The organism is Streptomyces rishiriensis (assembly GCF_030815485.1).
Taxonomy (GTDB): Bacteria; Actinomycetota; Actinomycetes; order Streptomycetales; family Streptomycetaceae; genus Streptomyces; species Streptomyces rishiriensis_A.
In genome coordinates, this window is record NZ_JAUSWV010000001.1 from 464,458 (window position 1) to 479,047 (window position 14,590).

The 14,590-nt window shown below is 69.2% G+C and carries 13 protein-coding genes; 6 read left to right on the top strand and 7 right to left on the bottom strand.

Going from position 1 to position 14,590, the window contains the following annotated elements; translation table 11 throughout:
* Positions 1-45 precede the first annotated feature (45 nt).
* The 4 genes from QF030_RS02225 to QF030_RS02240 form a co-directional block, all read right to left on the bottom strand.
* Positions 46-507 carry a GNAT family N-acetyltransferase gene (locus QF030_RS02225; protein ID WP_307160916.1) on the bottom strand — a complete coding sequence of 154 codons (462 nt, stop codon included), beginning with the start codon at positions 505-507 and terminating at the stop codon, positions 46-48.
* A gap of 14 nt (positions 508-521) precedes the next feature.
* Positions 522-1,844: a UDP-glucose dehydrogenase family protein gene (locus QF030_RS02230; protein WP_307160917.1), complete on the bottom strand. Its 1,323-nt coding sequence runs from the start codon at positions 1,842-1,844 to the stop codon at positions 522-524.
* A 149-nt stretch (positions 1,845-1,993) separates the two neighbouring features.
* Entirely contained in the window at positions 1,994-3,235 is a 1,242-nt protein-coding gene (locus tag QF030_RS02235; protein ID WP_307160918.1) for a class-III pyridoxal-phosphate-dependent aminotransferase, read from the bottom strand.
* A gap of 132 nt (positions 3,236-3,367) precedes the next feature.
* On the bottom strand, positions 3,368-4,624 hold the full coding sequence (locus QF030_RS02240) for a hypothetical protein (RefSeq protein WP_307160919.1): 1,257 nt from the start codon (positions 4,622-4,624) through the stop codon (positions 3,368-3,370).
* A gap of 202 nt (positions 4,625-4,826) precedes the next feature.
* Here QF030_RS02240 and QF030_RS02245 point away from each other — a divergent pair, with 202 nt between their 5' ends.
* A complete protein-coding gene (locus QF030_RS02245) occupies positions 4,827-4,961 on the top strand; it encodes a hypothetical protein (protein ID WP_307160920.1) in 135 nt (44 codons plus the stop codon).
* 110 nt (positions 4,962-5,071) lie between these two features.
* Here QF030_RS02245 and QF030_RS02250 read toward each other — a convergent pair whose 3' ends face one another.
* The 3 genes from QF030_RS02250 to QF030_RS02260 all read right to left on the bottom strand — a co-directional run bounded on the left by QF030_RS02250 (position 5,072) and on the right by QF030_RS02260 (position 7,353).
* Positions 5,072-5,764: a hypothetical protein gene (locus QF030_RS02250; RefSeq protein WP_307160921.1), complete on the bottom strand. Its 693-nt coding sequence runs from the start codon at positions 5,762-5,764 to the stop codon at positions 5,072-5,074.
* A gap of 452 nt (positions 5,765-6,216) precedes the next feature.
* On the bottom strand, positions 6,217-7,035 hold the full coding sequence (locus QF030_RS02255; protein WP_307160922.1) for a zinc-dependent metalloprotease: 819 nt from the start codon (positions 7,033-7,035) through the stop codon (positions 6,217-6,219).
* A gap of 144 nt (positions 7,036-7,179) precedes the next feature.
* Positions 7,180-7,353, bottom strand: a complete 174-nt coding sequence (locus tag QF030_RS02260) for a hypothetical protein (RefSeq protein WP_307160923.1) — start codon at positions 7,351-7,353, stop codon at positions 7,180-7,182.
* Between the two features lie 145 nt (positions 7,354-7,498).
* On the opposite strand from QF030_RS02260, the gene QF030_RS02265 reads away from it, so the two are divergent.
* The 5 genes from QF030_RS02265 (at position 7,499) to QF030_RS02285 (ending at position 13,965) form a co-directional block, all read left to right on the top strand.
* Entirely contained in the window at positions 7,499-8,638 is a 1,140-nt protein-coding gene (locus QF030_RS02265) for a tyrosine-type recombinase/integrase (RefSeq protein ID WP_307160924.1), read from the top strand.
* Entirely contained in the window at positions 8,638-9,048 is a 411-nt protein-coding gene (locus tag QF030_RS02270) for a helix-turn-helix domain-containing protein (RefSeq protein WP_307160925.1), read from the top strand. The genes QF030_RS02265 and QF030_RS02270 overlap by 1 nt, the downstream gene beginning before the upstream one ends.
* A gap of 185 nt (positions 9,049-9,233) precedes the next feature.
* A complete protein-coding gene (locus tag QF030_RS02275) occupies positions 9,234-10,919 on the top strand; it encodes a hypothetical protein (protein WP_307160926.1) in 1,686 nt (561 codons plus the stop codon).
* 2,058 nt (positions 10,920-12,977) lie between these two features.
* Positions 12,978-13,274 (top strand): hypothetical protein, encoded by a 297-nt coding sequence (locus tag QF030_RS02280; protein ID WP_307160927.1) that lies wholly within the window; start codon positions 12,978-12,980, stop codon positions 13,272-13,274.
* A 10-nt stretch (positions 13,275-13,284) separates the two neighbouring features.
* Entirely contained in the window at positions 13,285-13,965 is a 681-nt protein-coding gene (locus QF030_RS02285) for a helix-turn-helix domain-containing protein (protein WP_307160928.1), read from the top strand.
* The last annotated feature ends 625 nt before the right edge of the window (positions 13,966-14,590 follow it).

Below are 14,590 nucleotides of genomic sequence, written 5' to 3' on the forward strand. Positions count from 1 at the left end.
GTGTTCGGGTGAACCGCCGTCATCGTCCGGCCGGGCGGAAAGCTGCTACGTCTGTGGATGCCAGATGTAGCGGACATCGGGCTCGCGCTCGTCGTTGCGCTGACCGTCGGTGCGCTCGGCCTCGGTGAAGCCGTGCCGCTGGTAGAAACGCCGGGCCGGGCCATTGACCTGGAACGTCCATAGCGACAGGCCGTCAGGCTGCTGCTGTTTGGCCAGGGACATGAACCGGTCGCCGAGGCCCCGTCCGCGCCATTGCGGTTCGAGGTAGAGCTGCTTCACCTCCTCTTCCTTGAGCACCAACAGGCCGACCACGCTGTTCCCGGTGACGGCGACCCAGGTCTCGTACTGCGGCACGAGCACGCGGGCGAACCAGTCCCGCACGTCGCGTTCGTCGTGTGCGCAGCGCACGGTCGGCAGCGCCGCGGCGTAGGAGCGCAGCCACACATCGGCCGCGGCGCGTGCGTCGGCGGCGCAGGCACGGCGGAGGAGGACTTCGTCGCTGGTCATGGCGTGGCCCGGTGCTACTTCCCCGGACGCCCGAGCTGGCGAACGGTCCATCCCGCAGCGCGCCAGGGCTCGGGGTCGAGGGTGGTCCGGCAGTCGACGAGCAGGGGGTTGGCCGGGCGGTCCACCAAGGTGTGGGGAACGGCCTGCCGGTACTCGGGCCACTCGGTAGCCAGGACGACGAGGTCCGCGCCGTCGAGGGAGGCGGCCAGGTCGTCGGTGTAGTCCAGCTCCGGGTTGCGGACCATCGCCGTGGGCACGGCCTGCGGGTCGTGGACGGTGACGACGCCGCCGGCCTGCTGGAGTTCCTGGCAGAGGGCAAGGGCCGGAGAATCGCGCACATCGTTGGTGCCGGGCTTGAACGCGGCGCCCCACACGGTGATCCGGGCGCCCTTGATGGGTCGGTCGCCCAAGGCACGGGTGATGAGCCCGAGGGCGACGTGCGTGCGGTGCTCGTTGATCTCCTCGGCGGCCCGCAGGAGGGTCGCGGCCTGCTCGGCGCCGAGCTGCCGGGCGGATGCGGTGAAGGCCCGGACGTCCTTGGGGAGGCAGCCGCCGCCGTAGCCGATCCCGGGCCGCATGCCCCCGGCGCCGATGCGGGGGTCGATGCCGAGGATGTCCACGATCTGGGAGACGTCGCCGCCCGCGGCCTCGCACATGTCGGCGACGGCGTTGATGTAGCTGATCTTCAAGCCCAAGAACGTATTCGCGGCGCCCTTGGCCAGTTCGGCGGTCTGCGGGTCGGTGATGAAGATCGGCGCGCCCGCGTCGATGATCCCGGCGTACACCGCGCGGATCGCCTTCTCGCCCTCCGCGGTGGAGACGCCGGCGATGAGCCGGTCCGGGCGGAGGGTGTCCTCGACGGCGTGGCCTTCGCGCAGGAACTCCGGGTTCCATACGACGTCGACCCGGTCGCCGGCGGGGGCCAGGCGCTGCGCGAGGGCGGTGACCTGGATGGTGGTGCCGACGGTGACGGTGGACTTCCCGACGATCGTGCACGCGCGGTCGAGGTGGGGAGCGAGCTGACGGACCGCGCCGAAGACCTGTGCGGTGTCGTAGGAGCGGCCGTCAGCGTCGATGGGAGTGCCGACACCGATGAAGTGCAGCTCGGCGAAGTCGGCGGCCTCGCGGATGTCGGTGGTGAAGCGCAGACGCCCGCTGTGGGTATGGCGGGCGAGCAGTTCCGGCAGGCCGATCTCGTAGATGGGGCATTCGCCGGCGTTGAGCCGATCGACCTTGGCCTGGTCGACGTCCACGCCGATGACCTCGTGGCCGAGCTCGGCCATCGCCGCCGCGTGCGGGATGCCGAGGTGACCGCAGCCGATCACGGAAACACGCATTGCAGGTCGTCCTTGTCTCGTCGGGGGCACACCGACTTCGGTGAGCTCCCCGACGCTATCGGTTGGCGAGCACGCCCCAAGTCGGGCTGCTCAAGGGTTCGTTGGAGTGTTCGATCGGGCGACGCGAGTCCGGTCGCGGCGCCGGCGGTTCAGCTCACGGCGTCCAGCGCGCCGGACAGCGCGGTGGATAGGAACTCGATGTCCTCGTCCGTCGACGTCAGCGGGGGCGCGACGACGAGCCCTTCGCTCTCGGGCTCCCCGGCGCCGGTGAACGGGTAGAAGAACACGCCTCGGTCCTCCACGGCCTTCATCACGGACCAGAGCTTTCCCGGGGCGACCTCCATCCCGTAGAGGAATCCGCGCCCGCGGATGTCCCGCACCGGCCCGGCACCTTTCAGCGACGTCATGGCCTCCCCGAGGCGGTGGCCACGCGCTGCGAAGGCGACGAAGTCCATCTCCTCCAGCTCGTCCAGGACACCCAGGCACGCGGCTGCCATGAGGGGATGGGTGGCCATGGTGCCCATCGCGGGCAGCGGGTCGCAGTCCTCGTGCCGGACCCACCGGGCCAGCTCGGGTGACACCAGCACCGCGCCGACACTCGTGTATCCGCCGCCCAGACCCTTGGACAGGATCACTATGTCGGGTTCGCAGCCGTCCCAGTGATGGCTGGCGAGCGGGGTTCCGGTGCGCCACATCCCGGTCAGCACCTCGTCGTGGATCACCAGGACGTCTCGCTCTCGGCAGATCTCCGAGACCCGCCGAAGGTAGCCGTCGGGCGGCACGAAGCCGCCGCCCGTGGTCCCGTTGATGGGCTCGAGCAGTACCGCGGCGACGTGCTCGGCCCCGCGGCGGTCGATCTCCTTCGCGATCTCGTCGGCGCACGAGGCGTCGCAGTCGCGGTCCGTGTGGGCGTGCGTCGGCGGGTAGGGCGCTGGGAAGCCGGGGCAGAGCCCGAGAGCGTCCTGCGGGCGGGGCCTGCGGGCGTGGTTGCCGGCCAGGGCGAGGGTGAGCGCCGACATCCCGTGGTAGCTCAAGGTCGAGGTCAGGATGTCCCCGCGCCGCTTCCCGTCGCGTACCCGGGTGATGTTCCGCGCCAGGCCCAAGGCCACCTCGACGCCGAGCGTCCCGCACGTGGTCAGTGCTACGGAGTCGTCAGGCCGGCCCACGGCGCGGCACAGACGTTCCATCAGTTCCATTTGGATGTGGGGCTGGACGACGGCGGCGCCGCCGAAGGAGTAGCGGAAGAATTGCCTCTCTATCCGGGCGTGGACCTTGGGGCTGCTCTGGCCCACGTTGGTGCAGAGCAGCCCGCTCGATCCGTCGAAGATCCGGGCGCCGCCCGCAAGGTGCAGCCATGGGCCCTGTGTTCCCACGACCTCGAAGTCCGGCATGGGCCTGGATGACGTCAGTAGCCGCTCACGGTTTTGCGCGTACCGATCCACTGTGGGGAGTCCCTTCTCGGGTGTGCTTACGGATGGGGGCCGCGCACGAGCGCCGTGCGCGGCCCCGGGAAACCGGGCCGATCAGGCGGCGGCCTGGGTGACGGGGACGTTCACGCCGAGGTGGTGGCACAGCTCGATGAGCGTGGGGATGGCCTCGGCCTTCACGATCACGTCACCGTCCTGCGGGCCCTCCAGCGGGTAGGGCATGTACGTGCCGAACTCCTCCAGACCCTCGGTGTCGATGTAGAAGACCTTCATGCCGCGCTCGCGGGCCCGCTTCTGGACCGACCGCCGATCGGCGTGCAGGCCGATGACCAGGAGCGCCTTCGCCTCGGGGTGGAAGGGCACCGGCGGGATCTTCTGGTCGTAGCGGCGCACGAAGTGCTCCGCGAGCCCGGTCCGCGCGGCGAGCAGATCGAAGTTGTGCTGCATCACTGGGCCGACGAAAGCCCCGGCGTCGTGCAGGGCCTTGAGCGCGTGGTGTGCAGCCGTCGGTTCGGCGAGGAAGCTGACGCGGAACATCGTGACCAGCTCGTCCGCCTTCGCCGTGGCGTCGAGCAGCATCTCCCGCACGAGCGTGTCCTTTTGCGGGCTCAGGACGAAGGGGTGCGTCTGCTTCATGACGTTGTCGGTCCGCTCGGTGACCCGGTACGCCTGGTGCAGGAAGTGCAGCGGTGGCACCCCGGCCTCCACGCTCGTGCCGCAGCCGATCTCGACCTGGAACGGCAGGTAGTTCTTCAGCTCGCTCAGGTCGTCGGCATAGGTGGGGTTGCCGCGCTCGTCCTTGATGCGGATGCCGCCCGCCAGGACGTTCCACGGCATCTGTCGCACGTTGCGCGTCACCGCGAAGTCCTCGGAGACGAAAACCACGTCGAGGGAGCAGAACCCGGCCGGCGTCTCCCGCGAGGCTCGCTCGTCCTGCGGGTGCGTGTCGTACGGGTTGACGGTGACCCGCAGGTCGCCCTTCGACCACATGGTGTCATCGACCTGCCGCCATCCGCCTTTGGCGAGCCAGGAGCGCACGTTGTCGCGGTACTCGCCGATCTCGGCTTTCGGGGCGAGGACCGACGCGTACAGGTACAGGTCCGAGAGAACGAGCCGCGGCACCGGGAACGTGTAGTCGAGGTCGAACCGGTAGCGGTAGTGCACGATGCGGCGGCGGCCCTGCTCGTCCTCGGACCATCCGGACTGCACGGCGTTCGCTGGGTCCTGCGTCCGGCGCCAGATACCCTCTTCGATCGCCCGGGGCCGTTCGTGCTTGGCGCCGGCGAAATGCTTCTCCCAGGTGGCCACCTGGGTGTCATCGAGTTGTTCGATCACGGGATAGGGAAGGAACATCTCGTCCTCCTAGTGAGCGGCGTTGGAGTAGCGCGTGCTTCCCGGCCGGGCTTGGCTGCCATTCCGCTGCAACGCGGGGAGGCTGCTGCTTGTGCGGTCGCGTGGCCGTGCTCGGACGGGAAGTTGGAGCCCGCCCCGCCTGCGCCATGTAGTAGGGCAGGTGCCCGGCAGCAGGCCGGGGCGGGAGTCTGAGGGTGCGGCGTTGGCATTCTTCGAGAACACCACCGGCATGACGGCCGTGGTGCGCGGCCAGCAGAAGGTGCAAACGCCTCAGGATCTGCGATGCCTGAACCGTCGGCGCGGGGCCTGCGGGCCGCTGCCCTTGCGGCTGGCGTGAGGGGCGCTTGCCGCCCCGCGGACGGAACGTCGTACCGGATTTCGGAAAGGGCATCGTGGACAGAGCCGTACGCAAGCTCTCTCCTTCGTGGAAGGGACAGGGGAGGGGGACTACCGGACCTGCTGGCCCTCGGCAGATGCGCGGCTCGTGTCCGCTTCCGCCATGGCCTGCAATTCGGCTGGGGACACGGCCGTGACACTGTGGACGCTGTGCACGGTGAAGCTGGCCAGTGTCCAGCGGATCTCCTTGTCCCCGATGTGGACATGCTGGAGTTCGCCGGGCCGGCTCCCGGGGTGGGGGAGAGGAGCCAGCGTCTTTGGGTCATGGACGATGCCAGCCACGCCCCAGAGCACGGAACGTTCCACAAGCGCGGCCACATAGCCGCGCCGGAGGTGCGGACAGTATTGCGTCGCCTTTACTGCGCAGAGGGGGTGCACGGGCGGTGCAGTGGTGGTTTCCCCTTCGTAGATCGGGGTGCTGCCTCCCACTAGCTGAAGGGTGCGTCCGTTGCTGAACCATCCGAGAACGCACTGTCCGCACAGCTGGCAGAGGTCGTTACGCATCGCCAGCTTTTGCCGGTGCGAGTTGTTGCGCAGGAAGTCCGGCCGGCCGCAGCCCTGGGCGAGGCCGGTGCGTACCCACAGCGCCTCCAGGCGCCGGTCGGCCATCTCGGTCTCGTCCACATAGCCGATGCGCAGGCCGCGGGGACCGGGGACTTTGATGATGCGCGGCTGGGAGACCTGCTCAGCGGTCCACGAGGTGATGTACGGAACCCGCACGCCCCGCCACAGCAGCGGCTTCACCGAGCCACCGTCCCCGCAGCACTCAGGGAGGCCGCGATCGTTGCACCGCGTGTTGTCCGGAATTGCGCAGGACAACACCTTCGGCACTCGTTCGTTTCGGATGTGCCTTCGACGCTGTCGAAGACGGGCGGTGTGAGCGCAGCACCCTGTTGGCCAGGGGAACCAGCGTCGTGGCTTGGGCCCCCTGCCCCGCCCCGGACCACGGTCCGGTCCGGGGAACGAGAGGGCTGAGGGGGTGCTGCGCCAGGAAAGAGGAAGGCGGGATGGTCGGGCTGCATGGTTGTTGTCTTTGGTCTGCGTCGCGGATAGCTCTCGGTGGTTCACCCGGCGCGGGGTCGGCTGTAGCGCGCTCACAGTGGAGGGCGCGTCAAACAACCGTCCACGCACCGGGCTGTATGCCGCGCTGGGCAACGGGAGTGCCTGGCGAGGGGCGTCAGAGGGCAGCAGGCTCGTCATCCGAAACGCTGCATCCAGCCGACGGGTGCGCTGGCCTCCTCACGGGTCGGAACGAGGTCGGGACGGTGCCAGACCCCGTTGAAAGCGTCGAGGCCGTGCGTGGTGACGATCTCTTCAACGCTGTCGACGGCCCTGGTGAAGTACTGGAGCGTCTCGGCGCGTTGGAGGGTGTCGGCAAGGTCTCTGTAGCGGTGAGTCGCGTGCGGGCTGATCTCCTTCAGCGACACCGGGGCGCCAAGGAGCTTGGCTGTGATCTGCCGGTCGGCCCAGTAGGCGTGCCCTTCCACGAGGAAGCCGTAGTCGCGGTCGGCTATGCCTCGCAGCTCCGGGTAGTAGCTGTCCTGTAGCCGCCACATCGCACCGTCGTCCGTGGCGTGCTGGGCGACATGGGTCAGCTCGTGGCAGACGACCTTGGTGAGCACCTCCTGGTCGTTGAGCTGCCCGGCCTCGTGCACGGACTGGGGCAGGATCACCAGCTCGAACTGGCCTTGGCGGAAGTCGACGACCTGGGCGCCGATCAGGGGCCAGATCCGGTGCCGGCCGTTGCACTGGATGTAGTGCTGAACCTTCGCCTGGCGCCTGCGCCTTCGTGGTGCGCGCAGCCCACGGGCTTCGTCCCGCCGCAGCCGTGCGCTGCGGCGCTGGTGCACCTTCAGCCATGCGCGCGGGGACAGGGTCCGGATGACCACCGTGTCGGGCAGTACCAGCACCGTCACCACTTCGACGAGCGGGGCGGTTTCGGCGGCGACGGTCTCAAGGCGCTGCGCCAGGTCGTCGAATCTGCCGCCTGCGCCATGGTGGACGGTGATGTTCATGCGTTCCTCTGAGGAGGGGGTGGACGGGCAGGGGCGTGGGGGTGTGCGCTCCGCCGCAGGCCTGGCTTGGACGCGCGGTCTGCGGCGGGGCTGGGGGCCCGCGCATGGCAATGCGGATTTCACGGGGTGGCGTGCGCGGGGGCTTTACAGGGCGGCCGCCGGGTCTGCTCGGGCGTGCCGGGTGAGGTGGGCGAGGCGCACGGACCACTGCGTGTGGTCGGTCTCCTCGCCCGGGTGGCCGTGTTCGTGGAGGAGGTTCTGGGCGAGGCGGATGCGCTGGACTTCGCCGGTGCCGGCGGGGGCGTAGGTGGTTTGCATGTCGCGCCAGACCCGCTCTGCCTGAAGGGTGTTGGGTTTGTTGGGTTTGTTGGGTGGGTTGGTGGGTGTGTGGGCGGTGTGGGCTGGGGTTTGGGATTCGCTCGGTCGGTTGGTTTGGGGTGGGTGTGGTCGGGATTCGTGAGGGGTGGCCGGTATCCAGGTGGTGGTGGGGTTGCCGGCTGGGGGAGGGGTTGTGGTGTTGAGGCTGGTGGGGTCGGTGTCCGGTGACGGTGGTGACGGTGGTGGTGGTGGGGTGGGGGAGGAGGGGTTTGAGGGGGAGTTGGTGGATCGGTTTGTGCTGGCGGGGTTGGGGGCGGGGTTTTCGGACGGGTCGCTGGCGCAGGACCGGGCGGCGGTGGCGGGGTTGCGGTCGTTCACGGGGTGCCGGCTGTGGGCGGTTCAGGCGGCGGATGTGGATGGGTGGCTGGTGTATCTGCGCCGGGAGCGGGGGCTGGCGCGTTCCACGGTGTTCGACCAGGTGTGCAGGGTCGCCCGTTTCTATGATTTCCTGCTGGGCCGTTATCAGAGGGCGGTGTATGAGCGGACCGGGTATGTGCTGGTGCAGCCGGTGGACGAGTTCAACCGGCCGGGCCGGCCGGCCGGGGGTGTGGTGCGGGTGCCGCCGTTGGCGCGGGAGGTGGCTGCCTTGTTCGGGGGGTGGCGCCGGGAGCTGCCCGGGGCGCGGAAGTATCTGCCGGCGGTGCGCAGTTATGTGGTGGCGTCGCTGTGGTGGCGGGTGGGGCTGCGGATCGGTGAGTCGGTGATGCTCGAGGTCGGTGACTGGTATCCGGACCTGGGAGCCAGGGGCAGGCTGCATGTCCGCTACGGCAAGGGCAGTGGGGGGCGGGGGCCGCGGCAGCGGCTGGTGCCGGCCATCGACGGGGTGGATGTGCTGCTGGGCTGGTGGCTTGCCGAGGTCCGCCCGTATTTCGGGGACGACTGTGACGATCCGCGGGCGCCGATGTTTCCCAGCGAGCGCCGTGGCCGCGACGGGCGGCGTGCGCGGGCGGGCGCGCAGACCGGGCGGGCGGCGCTGGCCGATGCGGTGCAGCGCCATCTGCCGGCCTGGTCTGGGCGGCTGACGCCGCATGTGCTGCGCCACGCGTGTGCGTCGGCGTTGTATGAGCGCGGCGTCGATCTGAAGGCGATCCAGGACCTTTTGGGTCATGCGTGGCTGTCGACCACGACGGGCTACATCCATGTGCCGAGCGGGCACATCGAGCGGGCGTGGGACCGGGCCAATGCGCGGGTGGCGGGCCGGCTGGGCGGCGGGGAGGTGCGCTGATGCGGTGGGAGTTGAAGGCGCGGGCGGCCGTGCGGGGGATCACCACGTCGGCGGAGGTACGCCGGCGGCTGGCCGCGGCGGGCCTGCGGGTCAGCGCGGGCAAGATGTCGGGGCTGTGGTCGGGTACGCCCCTCTCGGTCCGCCTGGACGACCTGGAGGTCATCTGCGCGGTGCTGGGCTGCGGGCCCTCGGACCTGCTGGTGGCCGATCCGGCGCCGCCCGCCGGACCGCCCGCCGGACCGCCCGCCGGACCGCCCGCCGGACCGCCGGGCGGCACCGGTGTGCTCGGGGCCAGCGCGGCGCGGCCCGGGCCCGCCGCTGCGCACGGGACGGTTCCGGCAACATCCGCGCAGCCGTGCACCGGGCCGGCGGCGCGGGCGGGGGTGCGCCGGCTGGTGCCGCCGCTGTGAGCAAGCCGGTGTCGGACAAGGGGATGTGCCGGGTGTGCGGGCAGCGGCCGCGGGCGTTTCCCCGGGCGCCGTACTGCTTTTCCTGCTGGCCCGGCGGGCCGGTGGTGCCGCCGCCGTGTCTGCGCTGCGGTTCGTCGGGCCTGTACTGGTCGGCGGGCCTGTGCCGGCGCTGTCACCACTCGGCTGTGCCGCCGCCAGATGCGTGCCGCAACTGCCTGGCCTGGGGGGCCGCGCCCCGGCGCCGGCTGTGCCAGGGCTGCGCCGCCTGGTGCTACCGGCACACCACGCGCGGCGCCTGCACGGTGTGCGCCCACACGGCGGTCCTCGACGGGGACGGGATCTGCCGACTGTGCCGCAAGCAGGCCGCGCTGACCCGCAGCCTGCACACCCGTACCGACTGGAGCCAGGTACGCCGCCACGGGCAGCAACTGTTCATCGCCGACCTCTTCACCCACCACGGCAAGAGCCCCGCACACAATCCCCCCGCCACCGCACCGGCCGACCCGGCGCCCCCGGAGCCCGCCTGCCCCGACCCGGCACCCCCGGAGCCCGCCTGCCCCGACCAGGTACGCCCGGAGCCCGCCTGCCCCGACCAGGTACGCCCGGAGCCCGCCCGGCCCGACCAGGTACGCCCGGGGCCGCCCGGAGCCGGCCCGGCTCCCCTCGAGCCGGTGTGGGCGGCGGGGTTTCGCCAGCCGGCGCTGTTCGAGGTTTCCCGCAGCCTGCGTCACCGCGGGGGGACGGAGGGCCTGGCCCGGCGTGCGGATCCTCATCTCGCGGCATGGACCGACCGGTTCATCACCGAGCGCGCCCTGCGGGAGGGATGGGACCGGGACCTGTCCCGGCGGGTAAGCACCGGCACCCGCATCGCCCTGGGCTTCCTCGACACCCCCGGCGTCAGACTGACCTCCACCGACGTCGCCGTCCTGAAGGACTTCAGCCTTCCCGCCGCGCGGATCACCGCCGTCCTCGAGGCCACCGGCCTGCTCGACGACGACCGTGTCCCGGCCCTGACCCGGTGGTCCGAACAGCGCATCGCCCCCCTGCCCGCAGACATGGCCGTGCAGGTGAGGACCTGGCTGGCCGTGATGCGCGACGGCAGCACCACACCGCCGCGGCGCCGGCCCCGCACCGAGACCACCATCCGCCTGCACCTGTACTGGGCGCTGCCCGCCCTCACCGGATGGGCCGCCGCCGGCAAGACCACCCTGCGCGAGATCACCCCCGCCGACGTGGATGCCGCACTCCCGCCCGCCGACGCCCACCGCAGCCAGATGTGCCAGGCACTGCGCTCGATCTTCCGCGTCCTCAAAGCCCGCCGCCTGCTCTTCACCGACCCCACCACCCAGCTCAGACCCGGCTCCTACAACCCCCTCACCCCCCTGCCGCTCCCCGTGCAGCACATCCGCGACGCCCTCACCTCACCCGACCCCGCCACCGCCCTGCTGACCGCCCTGCTCGCCTTCCACGGCCTGAGCGCCCACGAGGTACAGCACCTGAAGCTCACCCACCTGGACGGTCCCCGCCTGCACCTCGAGGGCCGCACCGTCGTCCTCGCCGGCCCCGTCCGCGACCGCCTGACCGCCTACCTCGACCACCGCACCCAGCACTGGCCGGCCACCACCAACCCCCATCTGTTCATCCACTTCCGCTCCGCCACCAGTACCGCCCACGTCAGCCACGACTGGATCCACCACCGCCTGGGCCCGCACCTGAGCGCCCGCGCGCTGCGCAACGACCGCCTGCTGCACGAGGCCCTCGCCACCGGCGGCGACACCAAACGCCTCATCGACCTCTTCGGACTGAGCACCCGCGCCGCCCAGCGCTACACCGCCTGCCTGGGCCACTCCGACCCCGGCCAGACACCGTGACCGCTCGCCACCCCGCACGCGCTCTAGGGCATTCTGTTTGGATCATTCGGCGCTGCGTAACCTCGCTCCTCAGGACAAGGGAGGCACGGGGGCGTGGGAATGTTCAGAAGGAAGCGCAGTGGGCAGCGGATGCCTCCGCCCGAGCTGGTTGCCGAGGCCAAGGCAAATCCAGGGGGCTGGGTATACGAGATCGACGGGAACATGGTCGATGATCCGAACGGGGGCTGTGCCCCCTGAGGCCATCATTGCGGCTTGGCAGGTAGACGCTCGCGGGAGGCTCTCCGGCGGCTACCAGGCGAATCCGAACTACCGGCCAACACCAAGGTGACGCCCGCGACCGGTCCCCAAGATCTGCGCCAACCCCGCTTGAGCAGCAGACGTCCGCCACTTCGGGAGGCAGCTGATTCCGATCCTGTTCGGTTTCCCCAACCTTGCGCGGCACAGGTACAAGTGGCCCCCCATCAGCTCACGCGCGACCGTGTTGTGCGCCATGGCGAAGGAGCGTATGACTGAGCGGCTGGATAATCGCTGCCGCCAGCTGCGGCACGGCTGGAGGCGGGGGCATGCAGGACGCGGTCTACGGTCTTCTCGGTGCATTGGGCGGTGCTGTCCTCGCAGGAGCCGCCACGTATTGGGGTCCGCTACAGGCTCAGAAGGCAGCACGCCGAGAGGCCGAACGGCAGCGCGAGCAGGCGCAGGCAGAAGCCGCAGCGGCGAAGGTACATGAGCATCGGAGCGCTCAGGTAGCTCGCGTAGCCCTTATCCGCAGAGTGGTCGGCAACTGGTGCCACCTGCTGGAAGTGACGTTAGACGAGGTCCAGCAGGGCCATCCAGCCGAGGACTTCTGGCAGGGCGCTCACCAGGCCAGACACGCAGTAGCTGAGGCGATCTACGATGGCCTTCGTGACGGGTTCGCCATCGTCGCCACGAGAGACAGTGTCAGGCGCAGGCGGCGGACCCACGTGCCACTGAGTCCCTTGGTACGGCGCACTGACCAGCCGCTGGGAAGGATCCCTGTCAGCGATCGCACCATGAGAGTGCACGAATCCGAGCAAGAGCTGATCTTGGATGCTCTCGACCTCGCCACCTCACGCGTAGGCGTCCTGGTCAGGTTGCCTACGGACGACTCCCGATATCAAGAAGCACTTCAATCTGCGCGAATAGCGCTCGACGGAGCAGGCCAAGCTCGAGCCGACCTCTCCGTCCAACTCATGCAACGGCTGATGGACATAGCCGACCTGGACGTCATCGACACACGTCGCGACTCGGGGCCGGCCAACCCGTGACCGCACCACATCCGACGAACGCTACAGCGCACGCGTCTGGTCGCGAGTCGAAGCTCACGGATTGCAAGTAGGCGATGCAGGTGAAGCCGATGCCCGGCCTTGAAGGCGTGGGCGATCGGCTTCACGTAGGCAGGTGCGCCAACACCTGGCCTCATTCCCTGTGTGCGCCGGTTGGAGCCAGTAGCAATCAGGGTCCGGGTTTTGACCTGGCCGGAGCCGCGGTCACGCCCGTGGTTAAGAGGATGACCTAGGCCACCCAGGAATATTTGGGTCCAAGCGGCACGGTATTGAGTCAACCCAGGTCAGAACTGTTCCGAACTGTTCCGCTGCCTTGGGACCGGCGAGTCGAAGAGGTGCTCTTAAAACCAATCTCCCGGGCTCACGAGGAGGCCCCGACAGCGCCATGACCTGCGGTTTTCCCCCTCCAACGTTGTCGCAAATGCTGGGGCACACTGTCATCTACTCGTGGTAGGGCCCCGCGCAGCGCTCTGACCTGCGGCGTTGCCCGCGAGTGTTCTCCCATCCGGTCCCTGACATCCGGCTCATCATCGTCTTCGTGCACGACGACAACGCTTTGGATCGCTGGTGAGCCAACGTTTTGAGCGGCTGTCATATGTGACTTATGGGCTGGGATGCTTGCGGGCAGCAGGGCCTGTTCGTGCGTCAGGGAGCGCCAACTCCCGTTCAGCGTGCGGAAGGCCATCACCGGTTGGAGCCAAGTAGCACCGTCCGGCGATCCCTTGGTCGCCGGACGGTGGTAAGGGAGATCTTCATGGGCGGAAAGCCCTCCGTCGCGGCGCTCGCCGTGGCCACCGAGTCGGCATCGTCCGGCGCCGACACCAGTGCCGCCAGTGTCCGCTTCGGAATGCCGCACGCGCTCGTGATCATCGCGTGCATCGTCACCGCGGCGATCCTCGCCCCGGCCGACATGGGCGTAGACGACGTCCTGCTCCTCCTCTCGGGTGCTGGCAGCATCGGCGCCGCGATCGTCGTGGTGGTGGTGAACGGCGGCCGCCGCGCTGGCCGGATCGGCCGCCTCGTGCGCGCCTACTTCAGTGCGGGAAACTGAGGTGGCCGCCGTGGGGCGCCCCGAGAAGCCGGTGGACCGCACGGTCCGGGAGCGCGCGGACCTTGCGGACTTCCTGCGTGGCCTCAAAGCCGCCGCCGGCATGACCTATGAGCAGATGGCCAAGGAGACGAACGGCGTGCCGTCGAAGGCGACGTTCGAGCGCGCCGCCTCGGGCAGGTCCGTCCCGGCCTGGGACACCGTCTCCGCCTTCGTCTCGGTCACCACGACGGTCGAGACGTGGATCATGGCCGCCCGCGAACCCATGATTTACGCCCGGCAGCTGTGGACCTGTGCGCGCCGGGCAACCCGGGCGCCGTACTACGTCCACAAGGCCCCCGATCCGGAGATCGTCTGGGGTGTGGCGGACTTCAGTCGTGCACTGCGCGATCAGCACGTCTGGGCCGGTTACCCCTCCCCCAGGGAGATGGAACGGATGGCCGGCCCCGGCGGGCTGCCGAGCACCACCGCCCGCCGCATCATCCAGGGCCAGATACTGCCTGTCGATCCCGCGCAGGCCATCGCCTTCTTGGAGGTCTGCGGCACGGCTGACCTGGCGTCATGGATCGCAGCAGGGCGACGGGCCCTGGAACATGACAGGCCCTACGACGTAGGTACCTACGCCTGGGTCAAAGCTCACAAGCGGATACTTGCTGAATTCAGCACTGCTGCAATGGAAGATATCTTCGTGTAAACGCAGGCCGCATTGGAGCACCTTCGGGTGGGTTTCCGTTCGAGGGTGTTCCATGTTTACGGCTAGATTTCCTAATGAGCCGTCCGTAACAAATGAAAAGCGGTCGGCGTACAAGGTAAGGCCGCTTCCGGTGGTGGGTCAGAATCCCAGATCCTACACAGCACATAATGTGATGCAGTCACGCGTCTGAGTGTCCTCGGGGGGAGTGGCCGGGATCCGCCAGAGGCCAGACTGCATCACGTGGCCCCCGGGGATCCCGGTGTAGGCCATAACCCGCGCCCCGGGACGGCAGGATATGGCTGATCTGGTATCAGCGGAGGTAGCGCGCGCCTCGTCTTTGAGGGACCGTCAGGGAGCCCGTGGTCGACCATGGACTCCCTGACCGTATACAGAACTATCTGACGCTCCCTCACTCTTCGCTGCCCGGCGAAGCCGGTAGGGCGGGAGCGCAGCGGACGCCCGGATTCCCGCTTGCGGGAATCCCCCTATCCGCGCTTGCGCGGATAGGCACGTCTTTAGAATTCCGTTTACGGAATTCATTCCCGCGTTTACGCGGGAATCTCGAATTGCGCTTGCGCAATTCGCGCTCTATGCCCCGGCTTGCCGGGGCATTACCCGCTCCGCG